Raw genomic sequence first — 22,242 nt, 5'->3', positions numbered from 1 at the left:
ATGTCCGAAACTCGGCTGTACCACGGCGGAATTCCCGGCAAGCAACCCGGCGACATCATCTATCCCGCAGCCCATCTGGGCTTCGACTACACCAGCGCCTACGAACACTCTCCGGGACTGCGCGCGATGACCAAACCCAAATATCGCCCGGACCTGGTGTACTGCACCACCCATCTGGGCTCAGCGAGAGGCTATGCCGCCCGCTACGTCAACGAAGACGGACATGAAATTCCCGGCGACGTGTATAGCGTCGAGCCGCAAGGCCAGCTCGAACCGGATCCGGACTTCAACCATCCCAAAATCGGCAGCGTCTACACCGCCAGCGCACACCCGCTGATCATCACCGCCGTCATCGACCGCGCAGTAGTACTCGACCGGCGCCAGCAGAACGAACAATGCTGGCCCTACCGCTACTACGGGCTGTGGGAAGAAACGCACGCCGCCGACGGCACCGTCCAGGTCTCGGAGGAGATGCGTGGGCTCGGAGTCACCGACGATTACGTCGCACTGCTGCCCAAATGGATGGATCTGAGCGAGTACAGCAACGACGGTGCGTTGTGGAAGCCAGGGCTGCCGGGTTGGTACGCCTCTGCCGATGAAGTGCTCGAGATCCTCGACCACGTTGACCTCGACACCGGTCCACATGTCATCACCAACGAGCATCTCAAGCGAGCGCACTTTGTTGACGTTGACGCTCCAGACACTCCCGTCGTCTTCGGGCCGTTTGTATGCCAAGAGTGCGGGGCACAGTTCGGGAGCACCAGCGAACGCCTGTCAAAGCACAATATCTTGGATGCTGCCGTACACCAGGGAGGCGATCGATTGCCGGTGATCGCCAGATTCAACGGAGGACTCAACGGATTTGTGCACGCCATGCGGCGCCGTTCACCTGAGCGCTGGATGTGGCTGACGCTAGCGTGAACGCCGACGGTCGCTGCCATTTGCTGAGCGCTCCAGTTGGAGCGGAATATCGGCGCGAACATTACCGGCACGACGATCTGCCCGATTAGCCGGCGATGGGTTGGTAGAGCATTTGCGGAAGGCATGTCTACTCGGATGCGGACTTACTTGTAGCCGCATGTCTGCGCTGCGGTTTAGGCTGAGAAGGTGAGTGAGCCGCACCCGCAGCAGCACGGACAGGCATTTGCGCCCGGTCCCGATGCAGCATGGGCGAGGCCCAGTGCAACCCTCACCCAGCCGGCCGCACCGGCACCGCAACCACCGGCGGCTCCGCCTGGTTCGCCGCAGACGGCTCCGGGACCACTGCCTGAGGCTGATAAGCGCAGCGGCCGGGGCGGGAGCCGCTGGGTGTTGGCCATGAGCGCCGCGGCGTGCGTGCTCGGTATCGCCGCGATCGTCATGACGGCGATCAATCTGACACGACCGGCTCCGGCGCCCACCACAACCACAGTGACGGCGCAACCACCGAACTACAGCCCGGACCAGATCGCCGCGGCGAAGAGGGAAGCCTGCGACGCGAGCGTAAGCGTGGATCAACCTCTCGGCGGCGTACACAGGGAACTGACTGCGACGTTGGGCAACCGCGTTTCACCCGAACATGCCGGGGCGCTCTCGACCTTTTCAACGGTTTTGATGATCGAGATCGAGTACATGCGCAATCACACCCCGCCGGCCACTCCGGCCGATGTCCAAGAGGCAACGTCTCACTACATCGACTCCTGGATTGCATTGGGGGACGCCTACACCCGTGAGCTCCCCAACGACCAGCTCGACAAGCTCCGCAGCGAAGTTGTCCGCTGGGGCGATCGACTCGATGAGGTCTGCCGCTAATGCCTTCCGTTCAACGCCATCTCGAACTGCAGCCAGAACCGGTGGCCGCCGCGAACGCTACGACTGCAGGAGTAACTGTCGCAACGGGTGCGATGGCTGTGGCTGCGGGCGCAACGGGGGGCGCCGCGTCGGGCGCCTCAGCCGCCACTTCCGCGGTATTCCCTGGGTGGGCGTCGGTCGCGGAGATATCTGCAACCGGCGAGGCTCGGCTACAGACCGTTTTCTTGGCTATAACCACGCGCGGTGGCCGCATCTCTCGCAAGAACTGTGAGGCAGTCACAGCCGCGGTTGAGACCGATGAGTCGAATCGTCAATCCCTGACAGTGATCCCGGTGGCGACATGAGTATCGATGCACCTGAACGGCCGATAAGCCTGACACCGCCACCGGCAGATGACCGTCGCGGTGGCGTGGACGTTAACCGGCCTCGGCGAGGTGCCGGGTTGGTAGCGGCCGGGTCCGCTCTAGTGGTCTGCGCACTCGCGGCTGCGGTTAGCGCGGTCGGGCTCATCCTGCCGGACGTGCCGGCCCAGCACACTGTGATCGTTCCGCCCCCGGCCCCCGTCTACAGCGCGGCCGAGACCGCAGCAGCCAAGGACCGGGCATGCACCGCATGGCTCTCGTCTTCTGAGGCTATGGCCAGAGCCAGCAATGCTGTCGCTGACGCGCCGCCTGGATGGGACAACCTCGAAAGAATGGATGCACGAGGCGTTGAAGCACGCACCGCGTTGGTCCAAATAGCGTACTTAAAAAGCCAGGTCGGCTCGGCTACACCACAAGACATTGCAGCGGGCGTTCACGATTATCTCGTCGCCACGGTCGATCAAGAAGAAGCTGCTATGCGCCGGATGGGCTCTCAGGTAGACGCGGCCATCGAAAGGGCCAACGTAGCAGTTGAAACCGTGAACAAGCTCTGCGGTTTCGCGTAATCACTGAGTCGAGGGGGAGCTGGTTCGTGGCGAGCACTAATAACCTACGTCCGTTCTCGCACCGGATCATTACGCCTGATATCCAGGCGCCGCCCGCCGAGCCTATGGAAGCCGCAGCCGCGCGCTACGGCCAGATCGCCGATCAGCTCGATGCGGCGCGCCAACAACTTTCCGTGGCCAACGCTCAGCGTGAAGGGGCCGCCGATTCGCCCGGGTTCAATGAGGGCCATCAGCGCAATCAGGAGCTGGCCGCTGATTACCAGCGCGGTGCGGCGTGGGTCCGCGGGCAGCAGGAACTGCATAAGAATGTGGCGCGCGTACTGCGTGACGTCGCAAGTGCCTATGAGAACTACGACACCAGCGCGCACAACGAACTTTCCTCTGCGAAAACAACGTTGGACCGAGAGACCATCATCGCACGCTGGCATGGCGACGCTCGTGCCTCTTATACAAACGGTCTGGCTGCAGTGGAGGCGTACCGCACATATAACGAGACCAAACACGGATCGGACTACGCAGCGCTATCCGGGCGCTTGGCAAACCTTCCTACTGAGGGGCCTGGAACTGCACCTGCGCCCTTGGACCAAGCCGGTATCCCTAAGCCGCAGAACACGAGAAAGCCACAGGGCGACACCGACACGCCACAGAGCCAAACCGGAGGCCAAGGGGGGCCGTCAACGAGTGGGAGCGACGGCGGCACCGGCGCTACGCCGGAGCGTGGCGCCGGAACCACCCCACGGACACCACCGGATGCGCTCGGAGACACGGGTCCCAACGCGCAGGGTTCCCCGGCTGTACCGATGGCGCCCGGTCCGGCCGGTGTCATGGGTCGAACACCGGGTTCGTCTTCATCGAAGATGGGCGGCGCTGGTATGCCGGGTGGGCTGGGGAGCCTGCCGAGCGGTGGAGGCGGTGGGGGCGGTCTCCCTGGTGGTCTGTCTGGATTGGGTGGCGGTAATCCGTTGTCGTCGTTGTCCTCTGGAGCTGGCGGGTTGTCTGGGGCGTCGCCGGCTTCTGGGTTGACTGGGGTTCCTGGCGGGGGGCCGTCGGCGGCAGGGTTGTCCGGGTCGGGGATTGGTGATCCGTCGGCGGCTCTCGCTCGGGGTATGGGGGCCGGGTCGGGTGTTGCCAATGCTGTGTCGCCGATGTCGTCGCCGCCGTCGATGATGGGACCGGCCACGTCTTCTGCTGGTCCGGGGACTGGTGGCGCTGCGATTGCTGGGGCGAGCCCTGCACCGTCGGCGTCTCCTGCTGGGTTGGCGGGGTCTGGGGCTCACGCACCGGCGCAGGTGGTGCCGCCGGTGGCATCCGGCGCACCGGGCGCCGTGGGTGCTGGCTCGCCTGGTGGCGGCATGATGATGCCCGCGCCAGGGATGGGTGCGCCGGCAGCGCCGGGTGGTGTGGTGTCGCCTGGAGGTTCGACTCCAGCGACGATTCCGGCTTCGACCTCGGGTGCGGGTGGATCTGGTCCGGCGGCCGCTGGTGGTTCTGGTTCGGCTGCAGCGCCGACTCTGGTCCCTGCGACTATGGCTACTCCTGCGGCTGGTGCGGCGAAACGCGGGCCATCGCTGTCGCGTGATGCGCTTGAGGCAGGTGCGCTGGCGTGGGAGTTGGCGAGTGCGTGTGGTGTTCGGCAGTATCCGCTGGCCTGGGCGGTCGGTATTTTCCGCTCGTCGACTGGCTCGGAGACCGTTGTGATCAGCAGTGAGGGGTCTGGTTACATTCCAGAGGGCGTGTATCTACCTCGGTCGGTGCGGTTGCTTGTAGCTGATCCCTTGGTGGACAGTAGCTTCCGAGCGTTGTGGTTCGGATGGTCTGACCCGGCACGGGTTCTAGTTGAGTATGCGGCGCTGCGGCGTGGGGATGACTGGACCTTGGTGGCGGCAGCCACGACGGGACGCGTTGATGCGTTCCGTAGTCACGGGGTTGAGTATGTCGCGGCCAATCCGTATGAGGGGTATCGGCCGGTGGGTGTGCCGGCGGACTGGGCGCCGCCCGGTCTCGATGACATGCATGTGCATCGTCTTGCTTTGGAGTATCCCGACCTCTATGACCGACTTGAGAAGGTGAGCGGTACCGGTTCATCGACACTGCAGGAGCGTGTGATGTTTCCGTTCACCCAAGCGGTGATGTCAGTAATGCAACAGGTTGGTGAGTACCCGCAGGAGCTGCGTGAAGCGTGGGCTGTAGTGCGGGCTAACCGGGAGAAAGATTCCCCCATGTGGGAGTCGTATGGGACGGCGTGCAGGAACTTCTACATGCTGGTGGGCGCGAAATGCCCCGGCGGCATGGACGATGACTTCCGCCCTGAGGACGTTCCGGCGTCGACTCACCAGCAGTACCGCGTCGAGTGGACTGCAGCAAGGGCGATGGAAGTGATGCATGGATGGTCGAGGGCACCGCTTCCCTTGGCGGACATGGTCTACGCCGCAGCGGCTGGAGGCCTTGATGTGCGCGAGATCCTGAGCGAGCCGCTGCGCGCTGTTGAGGAAGACATGGATTGATGAGCGCTGTGAGTAGTGCCGAGCGGTGTTCGGAGCCGATATTGGCGGCGTTTGAAAAAACTGCGCGTCAAGTTTGGACACACTTGTAGCGCTTGCGTCCGCGGTAGCGGTAGCGTCCGGAACGTGGTGGGGAATCAAGGGTCATCTGAGCAGCGCCCGTCCGGGGGTCCGTGGGTTCCGCCGGCCCAAGAGTCGAGCCGCGCGGGACGCGGTATGGGCCTGGCGACACGGACGCAGGTAAGCGGGCATTGGTTCTTGCGGCGGCGCCTCGCATTCGCGTTTCTTCGGCGCTCGGTCAAGATGGAAGTTGATCAGATGCGGTTGCAGCGCGTCCTGCTGATGTTGTCTGTGATTATCGGTGTCGTGTTGGTGATCGGCGGATTGGTGGTCGGTTGGTTCCGGCCAGCCGGTCAGATCGACGATTCGACGAAGATCGTGGCCGATCGCAAGTCGTCGGCGTTGTACGTGTTCATTGATGGTCGACTGCATCCCGCGCTGAATTTGGTGTCGGCGCAATTGATTGCCGGTGAGCCGGCGCAACCCAAGTACGTCAATCCTGCGGAGCTGGCGAAGTGGCCCAAGGGTCCCACGGTCGGAATTGTCGGCGCTCCCGTCGACCGGCCGAGGATCGTATCGCCGGAGACTTCGCGGTGGGCTGTGTGCGATACCGCATCGAACACGATGGCGGGTGCGCCGGTGGTGACTGGGATCGATGGTCGACTGACGCTGGGTGATGGCGCCGATTCGCTGGGTGCGGATGAGGCGCTGCTGCTGTCGTTCGATGGTGTGACGTATCTGGTTCATAACGACATGCGAATGCCGATCGATCTGGGCGATCGGGCGGTGACTTCGGCCCTTGGGATCGAACCTGGCGCGTCTGTCCAGGTCATGTCGCGGGCATTGTTTGATGCGCTGCCTGCGGCTGGTCCGTTGGTGGTTCCGCCAGTTCCGAACGCCGGCGCGCCGACGCGCTTCCAGTGGGCGCCTGGTCTGGTGACCGGTTCTGTGGTGTCGAGTCAGGACGTGACCGGGGGCGAGGACAGTTTCTTTGTGGTGTTGGGCGATGGCGTCCAGCGGATCTCACCGGTGGTCGCGGGGATGTTGCGGCAGAAGGATTCCTTTGGTGCGGCGACGCCGCCGAAGGTCTCGCCGGATCAGTTGGGGGAGGCACCGGTCCGTCAGGTGCTCGACGTGGACTTCTATCCGTCCCGACCGGTACAGCTCGTTGATGGGTCGGCAGTGCCGGTTGCGTGTGTGGCATGGGAGTTCAAGGTGGGAGATCGGCAGGCTCAGTCGCATGTGATCAGGGGGCGCAGGTTGCCGATCCGTAGCGATCAACAAGGTCAGTTGGTGCCGTTGGCCGGTGGTGGTAGTGATGGTGTTCAGGCCAACGAGGTTCTGTTGAGCGATGATCCAGCGACCTTTGTCACAGCGACGGGGTCGGCGCTGGATTCGACGCGTAGGCAGACGATTTGGCTCATATCGGATTCGGGTACGCGGTTCGGCGTGCCGTTCGACGGCGACAGTCTCAAGGCACTGGGCCTTGCTCGCGGTGGGGGGTCGGGTAGCGGTCCCGAACTTCTGGGTGTGCGTTCGGCGCCGTGGGCGATGCTTCAGGTATGGCCTTCAGGTCCGGAGCTGTCGCAGCGGGCGGCCACTACAGCACACGATTCGCTCGACGGGGCGATGGCGCCACTCAAGCCGCAGTCGGCTCAAGCGAATCAGGGAGGGTAGATCGGTGTCTACGTTGCGGTTTAATCCTGGGCCGAAGCCTAAGCTGCCTCGTGGGGTCAGTAGCGCAGCCATCCATGTACCGACGTCGTTGGAGCCGTTGGTGGCTCCCCGGCCGATACCGCGGACGAAGATTCAGATCATTCTTCCGGCGGTCGTGGGGCTGGCGGTGATCGGGATGATCGCTTTGATGATGTCGCAGCCAGGGCTGAGACAGGGTCCGATGGCGGTGTTCTCGCTGCTGTTTCCGATCATGATGATCGGCTCGATGGTGTACATGTTCGCGGGCAACCGGTTTGGTGGGGTGGGAGAAAACCAGCAGCTGACGCCGGCCCAGATGGAGGACCGACGGCGCGAGTATTTTCACGAGCTCGACGAGTTGCGTGACGAAGTACATGCGGCGGCCGAGGCCCAGTTCAACCAGTTCAAGTATCTGCATCCAGAGCCCAACCAGTTGTTGGGTTTGGTGGGTTCAGACCGGATGTGGGAACGAAGCAGGAAGAGCTGAGAAGTGGCAACTCAAATGGAGCAGAGGCGTCCCTCCTCGTTGGATCCGACGTTCGGTGTTGTGCGGTTCGGAGTCGGCAACAGCGATCTGTCGCGCAAGTTTGAAGGGCTGCCGACCTTGGGTCGGTCGTCGGACTACGAGCCGACCACGTATCAGGCGATCAGCGGGTTTTTGGGGACTCAACGCAAAGTGCGTGGAATCGCCAAGCCGGTGGCGTTGCGTTCTACGCCTGGCCTGGCACTGGTCGGCGAGAACGGTCATATGGACGCGGTATATGCGTTGGTCCGGTCGATTGTTCTGCAAGCCACGATGTTTCATGCCCCCAGCGATTTGAAGGTGATGGTCATCACCGACGATGTCTCGCGTTGGGAGTCGTGGTTGAAATGGTTGCCGCACTGCCAGCATTCGACGTTGTTGGACACCGGTGGGTCGCAGCGCTTGGTGTGGACTTCGGTCGCTGCGTTCAACGCGGCGATGGGTGAAGAGTTGCACAATCAGCGTGAGAAGTTCGCCAAGGATTCGACGGCGATGCCGCACTGGTTGGTCATCAACGACCAAAAGAGCATCGATCAGGGGGAGTGGCAGACGGTTACGCGGGCCGACGGCGTTGCGGGTGTGACGTTTATGCGCCTGGCTGCTGAGCGCGGAGAGGGATTGGAGTTCCGCGCAACGTATGTGGTCAGTCCTGAACTGATTCGTTACGGAGACTCCCGGTTCGCGGTGCCTGACCAGATGAGTGAGAGTGCGGCACGCACGATCGCCCGTCGGATGGCTCGGTGGCGTCCGGATGCGACCGTTCGCACGACAGTTGAGAGCACAGCCAAAACGCTGGGGCTGGACGACCTGTTGGGCATTGAGGACTTCGCTCGGCTGGATACGCAACGACTGTGGAGCCCAACCCGATCTGGTCCGCGCTTTGAGGACAGTCCGTGGGGCGATCAGTGGCTTCGCTTCCCGATCGGCCGTGATGATTTCGGCAACGTCGTCGCGATCGACATGAAGGAGGACAGCGACGGTGGTGACGGAACCGCGATGGTGTTGGTGGGCACCACCGGGTCGGGCAAGTCGGAGTTCTGGACGACGTTGATTTTGTCGGCCTGCCTGACGCATTCGCCCGAAATGCTCAACATTATGTTTTTCGATTTCAAGGGCGCCACCACGGCGCAGGCCATCGAGCATCTGCCGCATGTGGTCGCTGCGCAGAACAATCTGCGTGACGATTCGCTGTGGATGGATCGTATGTGCGATGTGCTCTACGGCGAGTTGGAGATCCGCAAGAGCCTGCTCAGTCGGGCCCGGGTGGGTAACGCCGCCGAGTACGAGTACCGCCGTATCCACAAAGGCGAACCGCTGCCGCCGATGCCGACGCTGCTACTCATCATCGACGAGTTCACCCAGATGTTCTTGGAATGCCCTCCGGCACTGGAGGTTTGTGACGAGATCGGCCGGCAGGGCCGCGCGCTCGGGGTGCGCCTGCTGATGGGTTCGCAGCGCCTGGGGCACGAGATGGATCGCGGCATCATGGTCAACGTGCCGATCCGTTCGGCGCTGCGCACATTGGATGCCGCTGATTCCCGCAAGGTCATCGGCGTCGAGGAGGCCAAGTACCTGCCGAAGAAGCCGGGCGGGGCGGGATACCTGCTCGTGCCCGGCAAGGACCTGATCAAGTATCAGACAGCCTATGTTTCCGGCACCTACCACCGGCCGCGGCGCGTGGTGGCCACCGAGGAAGTCCGCACGAAGTCCGGCTACGCGCCGCCCCGTGAATTCCTGCTGACCGGGATGGAGCCGATTGCAGCGCCCGCACCGGCCAATGTCCCAAGCAAGGTCCGCGACGACGAGCCGGATGTGATCGTCGGGTCGGATGGCCGTGAGCTGCGCGATGTTCAAGTGGCCACGAAGGCGCTGCAGGAGCAGACCGCCGGCATGCCGCCGCAGCGGCGCCGCTGGCTTCCTCCGCTAGCGCCGCTGCCGGTGGAGGAGTTGGTCAACCGGTTGCGGGGCAAGCCGTGGCATGTCGACTACGGTCAGAATCCCGATCTGCTGTTCCCGGTTGGCATCGAGGACAGGCCTTTTCAGCATGCACAGCGGGTCTATGCGCTGAACCTGCTCAACGACAACTGTGGTGTGCTCGGGGTGGGCGGGGCTGGAAAGACGGTGGCGATCGCCACCATGCTCGCTGGTGCGGCGATGATGTATACGCCGCAGCGGGTCCAGTTCTTCGTCCTGGCGTTCAGCGGTTCAGACATCAATGTTGTTGAGCGCCTTCCGCATGTGGCCTCGTTCGCGCGGGCCAATGAACGCGAGCGTGTGCTGCGCACGCTCGGTGAATTGGAAGCGTTGATCGATGACCGTGAACGCGCCTTCGGGGAGCTGGGGATTGGGCTTCGTGAATGGCGGGACCGCAAGTTCGGCGGCAAGCAGGGCGAGGTGCCCGACGATCCGTACGGCGATGTATTCCTGGTGCTTGACGGCTGGGCGACGTTCCGGGAGCAGTTTGAGGACAACGGTGTCGTCACGCCCTTGACCCGGGTCGTGTCGATTATGACCAAGGGCCGCTCGTACGGCGTTCACGTGATCCTGTCGGCCGGAGGGTGGATCAACGGAAAGCTGCTGTCGGGCATGTCGAATTTGTTCAGTTCGAACGTGGAGCTGAAGTTGGACCAAGAATCCGATCAGCTCACCCACAACAAGTTGGAGGTGGCCAAGCAGGTCCCCAAGGGGGAGGTTGAGCGCAAGCGGGATCCCGATGAGGTCGAGGACGAATCCGGGGTCGCCTCGCTGGGAGGTGCCGGCGAACTCGGTGAGGCCGCCGAGTCGGAGAAGGTGATGATTGTCGGCCGCGGTACGTCCATGGCCGGCTATCACTTTCAGACAGCACTGCCCCAGGTCACAATTGATGGACGCGTGGTGGAGATCGACGAGGCCATCGAGGCAGTGTCGGGCTACATGGGCGCGGCCGGTTCGGAGGCGAAGCTGCGGCTGCTGCCCGGCCGGGTCACACTCGATGCGGTGTTCGCTCAGGCTGAAAAGAATGGGCAGCTTTCTGGTCAGCTTGTTCCGTTCGGCATTTCCGAGGTCGGGCTGCGCCCGGCTGTGATCGATTTCCTGCGCGCCTCGCACCTGCTGATCGCGGGAGACCCGGAGAGCGGCACTACGACGGCGTTGCGCACGTTGGCTCGGGCATTGATGCGGGTGTTCGATCCCGCCGAGGTCGAGATTTTCGTTGTCGATCCGCAGACCAAGCTGGCGGGCGTGGTCGATGGGCCGCACTTGGGCTCGTATGAAGATCTACCAGCGACGAGCCAGCCGGATTATTTGAGTATTCCCACCAACTTTGGTGCGGCGACGGCTCCGCCCGTCGAAGCAGCGCCCGAGGTTCCGGGGGAACGGCACGAAGGTTATGTCCATCGCCAAGACCAGGTCCGCAGTATGGCGGCTCATTTGGCCGCCGAACTCGAGAAGCGCAAACCTTCGGAAAAGATGACGCAGGCGCAGATCGCCGCGGGTATCGAATGGAAGGGCCGCCAGACGTTCGTGATTATCGATCGTGAAGAACTGGTTCACGGCTGGGGCGGCGGAAACCTCTCGATGGCGGGGCACCCGTTGCAGCCACTGGTTCCCTACTTACCGATTGCGCGCGAGGTAGGCCTGCACGTGATCGTTGGCCGCCGGATCACCGATTGGATGCGGGCCACCGGATCACCGGTCATCAGTGAACTGTTGAGAATGAAGGCACCTGGCGTGGTCATGAGCGGCAGCAAGGGTGAGGGGGAGATCCTCGGGGGTGTGAAGGCCAGCAAGATGCCGGCCGGTCGCGGTATCTACGTCGGGGATCGCTTTACCGCACCGATGCAGATCGCCATCTCGGAGGCGAGCCCCGGTGACATTTAATGCACACGCAGCCAGGAGGCTGGCCAAACTCGTCGATCAGGAACGGGTCGATCAACTACTGCTGGTGCAGGACGTCGCCGAGAAGGCAGGTGTGTCACGGGCGATGGTGTCGCGGCTGATTAACCATGCCGAGATTCCCGGCCGACGGGTGAAGCGCGATGCGATCGCGGCGGCGCTGGGATGGGAGCCCGGAACATTTGATGCGGTTCTGGCCGGTGCTCAGGTGACCGTTGCCGCCCGAGCAGGAGGTGAAGACACTCACGCCGGCGGTTCTCCCATCGCCGATGTCGACATCGCGGCAGCCAAACGTCTGGCGTCTGCGATCGATGATGCGCGAAACGGGATTGGTCTGAGCAAGCTGGATCTAAGTCGGCTGGCCGGGGTGTCGAGGCCGGTGGTGTCCCGGCTGATCAATCACGCAGAGGTGCCTGCAAATCGCAGTGTCCGCGATGCTCTCGGTGCGGCGTTGGGTTGGGAGCCAGGCAGTTGCGATGCGGTGCTCGCCGGAGGAGAGCCCACGTTGCGCGCGACGGCCCGGGCGTCGCTGCTGCTGGCTGAACGGTTACGTGAGATCGCGGCTGAGGCAGACGCTGCGGCGGCAGATTCTGACCAACTGGCTAAACGATGGCGCGAGATCGGTGACAGTGCACGCGCGGCCGCCGAGCTGGCGTTGCGCGGTGGCGGTGCAATTCCTGTCTGCGGGACTAGCCGGCAGGGCGCACAATGAGAGTGCGACCGAGCGCATATGGCGTTGGGGAGTGGTTGCTGAAAGGCGAACTGTCGGGGGGTTCAACAGGGCATGTTGAAAACGGTTGAATTGAGACCAATCTTGGACTGGCTTGTTGCCCCGTATTTTGCTGGCGGATTACGCTCTGCTCAGATTAAGCACCGATGGGGAAGGTGAGTTCACATGTTTTTGGTCGATGCACCGATGCTTGCCGCGCAAGGAGCCACTGAGGCTGTCGGCGCGGCCACTACCGGAGCCGTTGTCACGGGTGCGGCGCCTGCGATGTTGGTGCCCATTCCGATGGGCGGCGAGGAAGTGTCGCTGCTGTTCGCGCAGGCGATCGCTGCCCATGCTGCTCAGTTCGATGCCGCAGCCGGTGTGGGTGTCATGCAGCGGGCGATGTTCGCCGCGTCCTCGACCGCGGCATCGGTGGCGCACGTGGCCACCGATGTCACCGCCGCTGCTCAGCTTGCGCTGTAGCCGAACACGGATTACGTGGGCCAGGAGTAACGGATGTATTGGGGTATCCCGCCGGAAGTTAACGCATTTCGCTTGACGATGGCGGGTGCAGGGCCTACAGCGCATGTGCCGGCAGCCACGGCGTTCGAAACGGTCAGTGCCACCCATATTCAGCAGGCGGCCCAGATGTCCAGCACGACGGCCAACACGGGTGGTTCCTATCTTGGCGCTGCTGGTGTGGCGATGGCGGCGAGTGCTGCGGCACATTCGGCGTGGATGGGCGCTGCGGGTGCGTATGCCCAGAAATCCGCTAAGACGGTCGAGAGCGGAATGGGGATGTACAGCGGTGCGGTCGCGGCCACCGTTCCCTTCGGTCAGATCGTTGCTAATCGTACGCGGGTGGCGACATTACACGCGACCAACATACTTGGCGTGAACACGATCCCGATTGCTGAAGGTGAGGCCGAGTACGTCGAATACTGGGGTCAGAATGCCTCGGCGATGATGAGCTACCTCGCCGGAGTTTCCGGTCTCGTGAGTTCGCTGGCGGTGCCGATGGTGGCATTGCCGGGTATGTCCAACCCGGCAGCGGCAACAGCCGCTGGCGTAGCCGCAACCGGGATGTCGTTGGGTTTGCAGGGAGCCGGTGCCGCGTTGTCTGGAGCGGCGCAAGCTGGTACCGGGGTCGCCGCTACCGGGACGAGCCTGGCCACCGGTGGCACGACGGCCGCGCTGACCGCGGGCGGCCAAAGCGCATCACAAGCGGGTCAACCAGGCCAGATCGCCGGTGGGTTGCCTGGGGCGGGTTCCCCCTCCGCCCCAGGCAACCAGCCCAATGACGCCGGTCAGCTCATGCAGTCCGCCCAGGGGATGATGGGCCCGATGATGCAGGCGCCCGCGATGGCGTCAAGCAGTGTGGGGCAATTGCTCTCGCAGGGACAGCAACTCCCGTCGGCCCTCGGCGGTCAGCTGGGCGGGCTCATGTCGCCGATGATGTCGGCCGCGGGCGGTTTCGGCGGCGGGGGGTCACCGGCGGCAGGCCTGTCCGGTCTGACCTCCATGGGCGCTACGCCGTGGTCAGGACTCAGCAGCGCCAGCGGCGGTTATGCCGGTGGCGGATCGGCGGTCAGTGCCGCATTGACCAAGCCGTCGGCTGCGCCCGGAGGTATGCCTGGCCCAGTCGGGGTGCCGCAGTCCTGGTGGAATACCGCAAGCGCTTCCGAGAAACCTCTAGCCGGCCCGCGGGCCGATACCGGCACGGGCGCGCGGGGGATGGCGGGTGCTCCGATGGGTAGCGGCATGCTCGGCATGCCCGGGGCGGGCGGTGCCGGAAGCGGGCGCAAGAACCGTGACGTCGCAGATCCTGACAAGGAGGTCCTTGTCGACGATGGAAGCGGGCAGGCCGTGCCCGTCTACACCGATGAAGGTGAAGTCGTCTACGTGCAAGGTCAGGAGGTGTAGCGCCGCAACCACTTCCACATAAGCAGGAGGAGTATGCGCCCGGGGCTGCCACCCCACACGGCGCGCGACCTACAGATTCGTAACAGAAGGAGAATACCGGAATGTTCAATACCGATACCGACAGGATGCTCGAAGCGGCGACCTCGCTCGACAATATCCGCAACGAGGTTCTGGCCGCGCTCAATCGCTACGTGACTATGAACCAGGACCTGACCGGCGGGGCCTTCCAGGGTGATGCGGCACTCATGTCGATGCGCACCACAGAAGACATCGCCAGCACCGCGCGGACGGTCTCGGCGCGATTCGAGGCGTGCATCAACCAGATCAAGAGTTCTGCGCATCAGTACACGCAGATGAACCACGACAACACCGCGGCACTGGGCAACATCCAGACTGCCTAGCCGCACCCGCGCCTGTTCATCACCAACATCACACTCGGAAAGCGTTAGGAGACAACAAAAATGGTCAGTGTACAGCGGTATGACCACGTCAAGATGGTCGAGCACGCGACGAGCCAGTCCAGCCTGGTCAATCACTTGCTTGAGCTCAAGCAGGGCGCTGACAACGCCATTCGCAGCGTTGCCGAAATCTGGCAGCAGCACGGCTCGAATGCCGCGCAGGAGTGCCACGCTCAGATCGCGTTGGCCTTCCAGCAGGTCTTCGACACCATCAACCGCCACGGTAGTGCGATTCAAGGGGCCAGCCAGAACGCTGAGACCACCGACTTCGGCGCCGCAGCCGGATTCCGCAACATCTAGGTATGGCCGTCGCAACTGGAGCGCGGCTGTCGACCACCTCGGAAGGGTTGTGGCTGACAGCCGCGCTCTGCGGTATCAGCAGACTTCCACGTGCCCTGAAGGTACGTCCCACCGACGGCATCGAAGGTGCCGACCTGTCCTCTCACCCGGGTATTGCCGTTCTGCAGGAGGCCGGCGTCTATAGCAACGGCGCAGTTGACGCCGATGTTGCGCAGTGGGTGATGACTCTGGGGCGTCCCGACATTGAAGTCACCGTGGAAGTTAACGTGCCTGCGGCGCCGAGCGACCGCCTACTTGGGCCGCCTCCAGTGTTCACGACCACCGCAGACTTGGCGGCCATCAGCAAGGGCGGGGATGCCGCCATCGAGGCATACGCACAGCTTCTGGAATGGCGCAAACAACAACCACCTCAACGGATTGCAACCCTATGCTGCCGCGACGGGTCCTGGGTCAGCGCGGCACGTGTGTGGAGTTCAGCAGTTGAACCTTCAGCCGAGTCTGACGATCAGTCGACGGGTGAGCTTGATGAGGTTGTCGTGACGCCTTTGGGACGCAAACCTGTTGGCACGTCGATTCTGGAGCTTCTCGGCTCAACGGGGCCGGCTGAGTTCCGCGGACTCAGCGTCAATAGCAGAGTGCTGGATTCCATTGTGAGCCAGTGGCAGCACGATCCAGACGGCAACAACCTGGTCGCTCAGCTCGTCGACGAGCTTGAGATCAGCGCTGAGCAGGCACGGATCATCGAGGCTGTAGGGGACCAATCGGCGGCCCGAGCCACGATCGGTGCTTGCGAGTACCACTTCGACGGGCCGCGAACCGCGCAAAAGGCAATGCTGGTGACCGACACCATATATGGCAGGGTGCTCGTCTCAGGTGACACCGGTTTCGATGACCAGGAATGGACGATGCTCACCCCTGGCACTGAAGCTCGCATTCAAAGTGCGCTCGATGAGGTGCTGTCCTCACTGCCGTGCGGCTCGGAATGGTCGCACTACCGGCGACACTCGTAAAAAAGTTACGCGCGAAGTTGGGGTGCGTTCTGGACGTATAAATCCGGCGATTGTTACGCTCGCGACGTGATGAGAAATGCCGCCGTGCCAGGGCGGAATCTCTGGCCGGGGGAGTAGAGGGGAACCCATGAGCGAGCGAGACATCTTCGAGCAGATGGGCGCATCGACGCCCAGCGACGGCACCAGCCACACATCGAATTACCCTCCACCCCAACATAATCAACAAGAGTTCGGCGACGCCGCACACCGGCGGCAAGCTCCACCACCGCCGGTGAACAGCGCGCCGCCGAATCATGTCCCCAGCGGGCCAGACGCTCCAACATCGGTGCCGCCCCGATCGGGCGAGCCGACACCAAGCGAGCCAGCCGGGCACTCACCGGACACGGCAGCAGCGCGCTACGACGACCTGACACAAGAGATCACCCCTCAGCAACTGCGAGAGGCCCGCGACTACGCCGCCCAACAGCGGCAGACGCCAGCCGCTCCGTTCCCGCCCCAGCCTCCCCAGGTTCCCGGCCAGCCATGGCGTGCCGCTCCGCCAGGGACGCAGCGCCGGGATCAGCCCTTCAGCCAACAAAACCCATACCAGGGCGGTCCGCGCGACGGCGGACTCGGCTTCATCTCAGCGGCCGGCAGCGGCGAACTGCTCGGCGACCAGGTCCGCGCCACCGATCTGGTCGCGGTCAAGAAGATCCCGTCGAGTCGAGGCTGGCGCAAGTGGCTGTACAAGGTGACCTTCGGCGCAGTCAACACCGGCGAGTCGCCGGACGAGCAGCGGGTACGGGCCATGAGAGAGCAGATCGCCGCTCCGATGGGCGGAACACTGAGGATCGCGGTCATCGGCGGCAAGGGCGGTGCGGGAAAGACGTCGGCCGCCGTGGCCATCGGTTCAGAAATCGCGGTTCATCGCGCCCATGAACATGTGATCGCAGTGGATGCAGATCCTGCTCAAGGCGCCAACCTGGCAGTCCGAATCGACCGCGCAGCTCCGTCGTCATACGCCGAAATCATTGCTGCCCAAAACATTGTGCGATATTCGGATATGCGCGCCCGGGTCGGTCACAACGCCGCGGGCCTGGACGTGTTGGCATCCCCGTACCACCGCGGCGCCGCGTCCCAGGCCGGCGGCGTCACCGCTGAGGGATATCAGCGGGCCCTGACTAAGTTGGAGAACTTTTACAACGTGGTCGTCACCGACTGCGGTGTTGATATCGGCCATCCCGTGATGGATGGAGTACTCAGCAGCGCCAACGCCGTGGTGATGGTGGCGTCAGCGGTGCCCGACGGCGCCGAAGGCGCGGCCAAGCAGATCGATTGGCTCAGCCATCATCCACGTCACCGGAAACTCCTGGATCGAATGGTGTTGATTGTCAACCACATCCGCCCGGCCAGCAGCGGCAGCGATCGCAAGAGCACAGCGAGTTTGGTCGAGATCATCCAGGAGCGTTTCGGACGATGGATCCCCCCGGAGCGCATTTTCGTCGTGCCCTATGACGGTCATATCGCCACGGCTGGTGTGGTCGAGCTCGACGAGCTCCAGCCATTGACACGTCGTCGAATCCTTGAAGTGACCGCCGCGATCGCTAGCGGCTTCACCACGGTGGCGGAGGCGTCATGAGCACCCCGACACAGAATCGCGACGGTCAGCCGGGACCCACCCTCCAAGGGCCGGCCCGATTGACCCGAGTTGTCCTGTTCGTGGGCGCCGACACCGAAACCGACTATGTGCTGGCCGCAGAAGTCCCACTTATTGCCATCGTCGAGGACCTCATTCCGCGGATCAACCGTCGCCTGCGTCGTCTGCGGCGGCCCGAGCTCGACACAGGCCAGACTTACCAACTGTGCTGGGCGGACTCTCGCCCGCTAGACCCGCAGCGCTCGCTCGACGAGAGCGGCGTGGCCGACGGCGATGCACTGTGGTTGTTGCCGGTTGAAGCGACCGAGAAGTACGAGCCTGTCACGGAAACTGTCTCGACTGCGATTGCCCGTGAGGCTCGCCGCCAGTTCGACACCGTGGATGAGGACACACCTCGGCGCGTGGCCTGCGGACTCGGCGCTGGCCTGATCGCGTGGGCTGAACTGATTATTTTGCGGCAGTGGTGGTTTGACGGGGGCTGGGTGCCGGCAGCGGTGTCCTGGGCGTTGACTGCCGGGCTCGTCGTGGCGGCGTGGTTGGCGGCGCGGGCCGCCCAGCCGCAACGTCGTGCCGCGGCGAGTGCTTTCGCGTGGATTGCGATCATCCCGTTCTGCACGGCGGCTGCGGTGTCAATTCCCGGGTCACCGGGGGCGTGGCACGCGGTAGCGGCGCTGGTGGCCGCGATCGGCGGGATGGTCGTGTTGGCCGTTCTCACCGGAGGCCAACACCTTGTAGTGATTTCGGCCGTGATCACGGTCTCGGGCTTTGCCTCGGCTGCGATGGTGGTGCAGGCGTCGGGCTGGCAGCTTCCTCCCCAACGGATCGCGGTGTTGGCGCTGCTGGCGGTACTGGTACTGGTCACGTTCGCGACGTCGCTTGGGGTGGCAGGATCGGGCACACCTGGACCGTGGTTTCCGTCGCTGACGGGTAGCGGGGTGTTTGAGACACGTCCCGGAGCGGCTCGCGACACCGTGTCACCTGTTTATCCCGCTGGTACTGAAAGTCCGGAGCAGATCGCGGCATGGACCCGGCGGGGCAACGCCATCATCACTGGTCTATTGGTGGGTTGCGGCATCGTCACGGTGGTTGCCGCACGTTATGCAGTGATTCCCGGGCAGGTTGCTGATGGCTGGACGCAGAGTCCGGTGCTGCATCTGCTGTTTACCCTGACGATCTGTGCCATCCTGCTGCTCCGTTCTCGGTCGTTCGTCGACCGCTGGCAGTCGGTGACGTTGACGGTGGCGCCGGTGCTCGCAGTGGCCGTGGTCATCGGACGATATGCCGCCGCCAGTACGCCGCCATCGCTGGCGATGACGCTGATCTGCGTCGGCGCGACGGTGGCCATCGTGGTAGCGGGGCTGATCAATGCGTTGGTGATCGCCCAAGCCAAGATCAGCGCGCCGATACGGCGATGGGTAGAACTCAGCGAGTACGTGCTGCTCTTCGTGGTCGTTCCGATGGCGGTGCTGCTACTCAACCTGATTCCCTGGGCTCGCAATCTTGTCGGCGGCGCGTGATGGTGGCGACTACCTGCCGCGCTGCCCGATCAGCGGCCGCACTGGCATCCGTCGCGATCCTGCTGGCCTCGTCGAGTGGTGTGGCGTTGGCGCTCGACCCCCCGGTCGTGCCGTCCGGACCGCCGCCCGCCGATCCTGAACCTGCCCCGGATGAGCCGATGAAGCAGATCGCTGGATGTGTGCAAACAACAGCGTTGCCGGGCAGCGACTTTCGTGAACTGCCCGCTCCCTTGCAGATGCTCGACATGCCCAGGGCGTGGAAAGAATCCACGGGAGCCGGGGTTGTGGTGGGGATCATCGACACTGGCGTCACTCCTCAACCGCGGCTGCCGCACCTAATCGCCGGGGGCGACTACATCATGGGCCGCTACGGCGATGGGCTTGCTGACTGCGATGCCCATGGCACCGTGATTGCGTCCTTGATCGGTGGCGCGCCGTCAGGCGCGCCGCTACCGGCGCGACCCATCGGCGTTGCGCAGGCGCCACTTCCTGCGGCCGCACCGGCGCCCGCGCCGATCCCACCTCCGCCGCCTCCGCCCACGGTGACGGTGACGGCCACCGCCACCGTGGCACCTCCGCCACCACCACCGCCGCCTCCTGAGGGAATGCCTCCGCCAGCAGCTCCGGCATGGGGGCCAGCACCGGGGATCCCGATGCCCGCGGCGCCGGCGCCCGGTGGGGGTCCAGACGGCTTGATCGGGATCGCGCCGGATGCGGTGCTGGTGTCCATTCGACAATCAGCGCAGACCTTTGGATTCGCCGATCCCCAGTACGGGGAGAACACCCAAGACGTTCGTCGCGCGGGCGACTTGAATTCGCTGGCACGAGCCATCGTTCATATGGCCAACCTCGGGGCCAAAGTCATCAATATCAGTGTGGTGTCGTGTCTTCCAGTGGCAAAGCTTGGCGATCAATCCCAGCTCGGTGCGGCGCTGCGTTACGCCGCGGTGGACCGCGACGTCGTGATCGTGACCGCGGCAGGTAACGCGGGCTCTCAAGGCTGCAACGTACAGAACCCCGATCCGATCCCTGGCGACCGTGTGGACCCGCTGGGCTGGAAATCGGTTCGTACGGTGGCCTCCCCTGCGTGGTTCGACAAGTACGTCCTGGCCGTGTCGGCGACCGACAGCGCCGGCACACCGCTGATGGATCAGCAGGCATCACTGCACGGACCGTGGGTGGGCTTGGCTGCCCCTGGAACCGACATCATCGGCTTGTCCACCGATGGGCGCATCATCAATGCCTCCATCGACAACGACACACTCAAACCGATTGTCGGTAGTTCGTTCGCCTCGGCGTTCGTCGCAGGGACCGCGGCCCTAGTGCGTGCGAAATTCCCAGAGTTGTCTGCACATCAAGTGATTCGCCGCCTGCAGGCGACTGCGACCCCGCCACCTGCTGGGCGTGACAACGTGGTCGGTTATGGCGTGGTCGATCCGGTGGCCGCACTCACTTGGGATGTGCCACCGGGGGATTGGCTGGCACCTGGCGTATCGGCGCCGCTTCATATTCCCGCGCCGCCGCCTGAGCCTGATCCGCGCCCGCGATGGGGTGCGGGAGCGGTGATCGGAGCGGTGAGCGTTCTTGTGGGCGTGGTTATTTGGGTGGCGACAGTAATGCGTCGGCGATCTGGCGCTCAGGCTTGGGAGGACCGATGGTTGTGAATCTTCGGGTGACGAAGCGGTCCGTCGTGGCCGCTGAAGTGACCGCTGCAGTCATCGCCTTGCTGTTGATTGTGTGCAGGGTCAGCCTGGCTGTCGCCTTCGGTGTGGCCGTCTTGTTGGCTGTACTGGTGTGCTTGGTCGAGGTCCGCGATCTGACCGCGTGGCAGTGGGCGCTGCGGCTCGGGCGGTGGATGCGGCGGCGGACCCACCGGATTGTCCCCACGCCGAAATCCGAGCCGGCGAAGCCTGCAAGCTCAGCTTCGGCTGAATCGTCGGGTGCCCAGCAGCAGCAGTCAGGCGTATCCGGCGAGGATCGCCGGGTCGACGTCCGTACGGACGGCTTCACCGATGTGCATGTCGAAGGCGACCGCACTGGGGTGCTGATCGACGGACACACCGTGGTCACGATGGTGGCATTGTGGGGCAAGCCCTACATGCCCACACTACTGAAGCCCGACTCCGCCCAGACACCAAATACGGTGCCCCTCAGCGTGGTTGCCGCAGAGATGAACCGGGCCGGACTCGGTGTGGACGTAGACATCGTGAGCGAAGGTAGACGCACCTCCAACGACAGCTATTCGGAGGCCTTTGCAGCCTTCCTGCGCCGCCGCGCTGCCGTGGGTCAGCGCACCGCAACGATGGTGATCCGGCTCGATACCCATGCCGCCGACACCACCACAGGACTTCTGTGGCGGCCTAACACCGTCACCGCTGCGATCGCGGCTACCCAGCGCATCGTCAAAGCACTACGCCAGGCCAACTGCCGCGCTGAGATTCTGACCGCTGCGCAGATGCGCGAGAGCGCTGCGGCAAGCGTCGGCGGCCCTGAGGTCTTGGCTGCGTCCTACGCCGACCGTTGGACAGCGCTGCACCAGCCCGGACACGGGTTTACCACGGGGTTCTACCTCCCGGCCGAACACCTGACTGCTGAGGCCCTGGAGGATGTCTGGGCGATCGACGCCGACCACACCTGCCTTGTCGTGGCGTTGCGTCGCCGCCCGGGCGGCGTCCGGGTCGGGGCCACAGTTCGCTACACCACTGCCCGCCCGATGCGCACGACACCAGCAGCGACGCTGCGCCGGTTCTCCGGCCGGCAGTGGGAATCTCTGATCCGCACCATGCCAGGCGCTGATCGCCTGACAGACCTTCCTACAGCGGACCTGGAGACCGAGCTCGACGAGGTTGTGGGCGTAGGCCCCTCGGGCGTTCTCGTCGGAGGTGTACGCGACGGCATGGTTCTGATGCCGCTTTCCGACCCGGCGCAGCCGACAAGGATCGCGGTCAATGCCTCGGACCTTGTTGTGCGCCAGCTGATTCGTCGAGCCACCGCATCAGGAGAGTTGGTGGCCGTCTACGACCATCAGGGTCGCTGGACCATGTCGGCCGGCTCCTCTCGCATCTGGACCACGGGTAATGCATCGGCGCAGCCGACCCGCCCGCCGACCATGGTGGTCCATCACGGCCGGACCAATCCCTACCCCGGTGCGCCGATCTCGGTTGCCGTGGGCGTGCGCAACGGTTACGACCCTGATATCCGGATCGACCAGCGCGGCCGGATGCTGCATCTGAGCACCAAGCGGTTCGGCGTGGATCTGGAGACCGTCACATTCCCCGCCGAACAGGCATACCTGAACTGAAGCTGTAAGCAGCGTTC

Annotated in this window: 18 protein-coding genes; 17 read left to right on the top strand and 1 reads right to left on the bottom strand. The window is 64.0% G+C overall.

Features of this window, described 5'->3' with window-relative positions:
• The 3 genes from BN4332_RS31930 to BN4332_RS35790 all read left to right on the top strand — a co-directional run bounded on the left by BN4332_RS31930 (position 1) and on the right by BN4332_RS35790 (position 2,719).
• Positions 1-921: a hypothetical protein gene (locus BN4332_RS31930; protein WP_066904217.1), complete on the top strand. Its 921-nt coding sequence runs from the start codon at positions 1-3 to the stop codon at positions 919-921.
• A 396-nt stretch (positions 922-1,317) separates the two neighbouring features.
• A complete protein-coding gene (locus BN4332_RS31925; protein ID WP_074133271.1) occupies positions 1,318-1,791 on the top strand; it encodes a hypothetical protein in 474 nt (157 codons plus the stop codon).
• A gap of 340 nt (positions 1,792-2,131) precedes the next feature.
• Positions 2,132-2,719, top strand: a complete 588-nt coding sequence (locus BN4332_RS35790) for an Rv2240c family protein (RefSeq protein WP_494337788.1) — start codon at positions 2,132-2,134, stop codon at positions 2,717-2,719.
• A 44-nt stretch (positions 2,720-2,763) separates the two neighbouring features.
• On the opposite strand, the gene BN4332_RS31915 is transcribed toward BN4332_RS35790, so the two are convergent.
• The gene (locus BN4332_RS31915; protein WP_160110985.1) at positions 2,764-3,021 is read right to left on the bottom strand and encodes a hypothetical protein; all 258 of its coding nucleotides are present in this window, start codon (positions 3,019-3,021) and stop codon (positions 2,764-2,766) included.
• Between the two features lie 498 nt (positions 3,022-3,519).
• Between BN4332_RS31915 and BN4332_RS35785 the strand changes: the two genes are divergently transcribed.
• The 14 genes from BN4332_RS35785 (at position 3,520) to eccE (ending at position 22,225) form a co-directional block, all read left to right on the top strand.
• Positions 3,520-5,223 (top strand): EspK C-terminal domain-containing protein, encoded by a 1,704-nt coding sequence (locus BN4332_RS35785; protein WP_494337824.1) that lies wholly within the window; start codon positions 3,520-3,522, stop codon positions 5,221-5,223.
• Positions 5,224-5,436: 213 nt separating this feature from the next.
• Complete coding sequence (gene eccB / locus BN4332_RS31905; RefSeq protein ID WP_066904202.1) at positions 5,437-6,957, top strand: type VII secretion protein EccB; 1,521 nt, start codon at positions 5,437-5,439, stop codon at positions 6,955-6,957.
• A gap of 100 nt (positions 6,958-7,057) precedes the next feature.
• Positions 7,058-7,462, top strand: a complete 405-nt coding sequence (locus tag BN4332_RS31900; protein ID WP_160110984.1) for a hypothetical protein — start codon at positions 7,058-7,060, stop codon at positions 7,460-7,462.
• Positions 7,463-7,522: 60 nt separating this feature from the next.
• Positions 7,523-11,356, top strand: coding sequence for an FtsK/SpoIIIE domain-containing protein (locus BN4332_RS31895; protein WP_066904196.1), 3,834 nt, complete (start codon positions 7,523-7,525; stop codon positions 11,354-11,356).
• A 64-nt stretch (positions 11,357-11,420) separates the two neighbouring features.
• On the top strand, positions 11,421-12,083 hold the full coding sequence (locus BN4332_RS31890) for a helix-turn-helix domain-containing protein (protein WP_066904193.1): 663 nt from the start codon (positions 11,421-11,423) through the stop codon (positions 12,081-12,083).
• A 183-nt stretch (positions 12,084-12,266) separates the two neighbouring features.
• Positions 12,267-12,563: a PE domain-containing protein gene (locus BN4332_RS31885; protein WP_066904190.1), complete on the top strand. Its 297-nt coding sequence runs from the start codon at positions 12,267-12,269 to the stop codon at positions 12,561-12,563.
• Positions 12,564-12,596: 33 nt separating this feature from the next.
• Positions 12,597-14,003, top strand: a complete 1,407-nt coding sequence (locus BN4332_RS31880) for a PPE domain-containing protein (protein WP_074133259.1) — start codon at positions 12,597-12,599, stop codon at positions 14,001-14,003.
• A gap of 101 nt (positions 14,004-14,104) precedes the next feature.
• The gene (locus BN4332_RS31875; protein WP_066904184.1) at positions 14,105-14,404 is read left to right on the top strand and encodes a hypothetical protein; all 300 of its coding nucleotides are present in this window, start codon (positions 14,105-14,107) and stop codon (positions 14,402-14,404) included.
• Between the two features lie 93 nt (positions 14,405-14,497).
• Positions 14,498-14,761 (top strand): hypothetical protein, encoded by a 264-nt coding sequence (locus BN4332_RS31870; protein ID WP_160110983.1) that lies wholly within the window; start codon positions 14,498-14,500, stop codon positions 14,759-14,761.
• Positions 14,762-14,763: 2 nt separating this feature from the next.
• A complete protein-coding gene (locus tag BN4332_RS31865) occupies positions 14,764-15,771 on the top strand; it encodes an ESX secretion-associated protein EspG (protein WP_066904179.1) in 1,008 nt (335 codons plus the stop codon).
• A gap of 127 nt (positions 15,772-15,898) precedes the next feature.
• Positions 15,899-17,389, top strand: coding sequence for a MinD/ParA family ATP-binding protein (locus BN4332_RS31860; protein WP_160110982.1), 1,491 nt, complete (start codon positions 15,899-15,901; stop codon positions 17,387-17,389).
• Entirely contained in the window at positions 17,386-18,924 is a 1,539-nt protein-coding gene (eccD, locus tag BN4332_RS31855) for a type VII secretion integral membrane protein EccD (RefSeq protein WP_084459485.1), read from the top strand. Before BN4332_RS31860 ends, eccD begins: the two co-directional genes overlap by 4 nt.
• A 692-nt stretch (positions 18,925-19,616) precedes the next feature.
• Complete coding sequence (locus tag BN4332_RS35015; RefSeq protein ID WP_276079873.1) at positions 19,617-20,588, top strand: S8 family serine peptidase; 972 nt, start codon at positions 19,617-19,619, stop codon at positions 20,586-20,588.
• Positions 20,525-22,225, top strand: a complete 1,701-nt coding sequence (gene eccE, locus BN4332_RS31845) for a type VII secretion protein EccE (RefSeq protein WP_160110981.1) — start codon at positions 20,525-20,527, stop codon at positions 22,223-22,225. The genes BN4332_RS35015 and eccE overlap by 64 nt, the downstream gene beginning before the upstream one ends.
• Positions 22,226-22,242: the final 17 nt, after the last annotated feature.

It is taken from the genome of Mycolicibacterium houstonense, assembly GCF_900078665.2.
GTDB classification, from domain to species: Bacteria; Actinomycetota; Actinomycetes; order Mycobacteriales; family Mycobacteriaceae; genus Mycobacterium; species Mycobacterium houstonense.
This window is presented reverse-complemented; position numbering and strand designations above follow the sequence as displayed.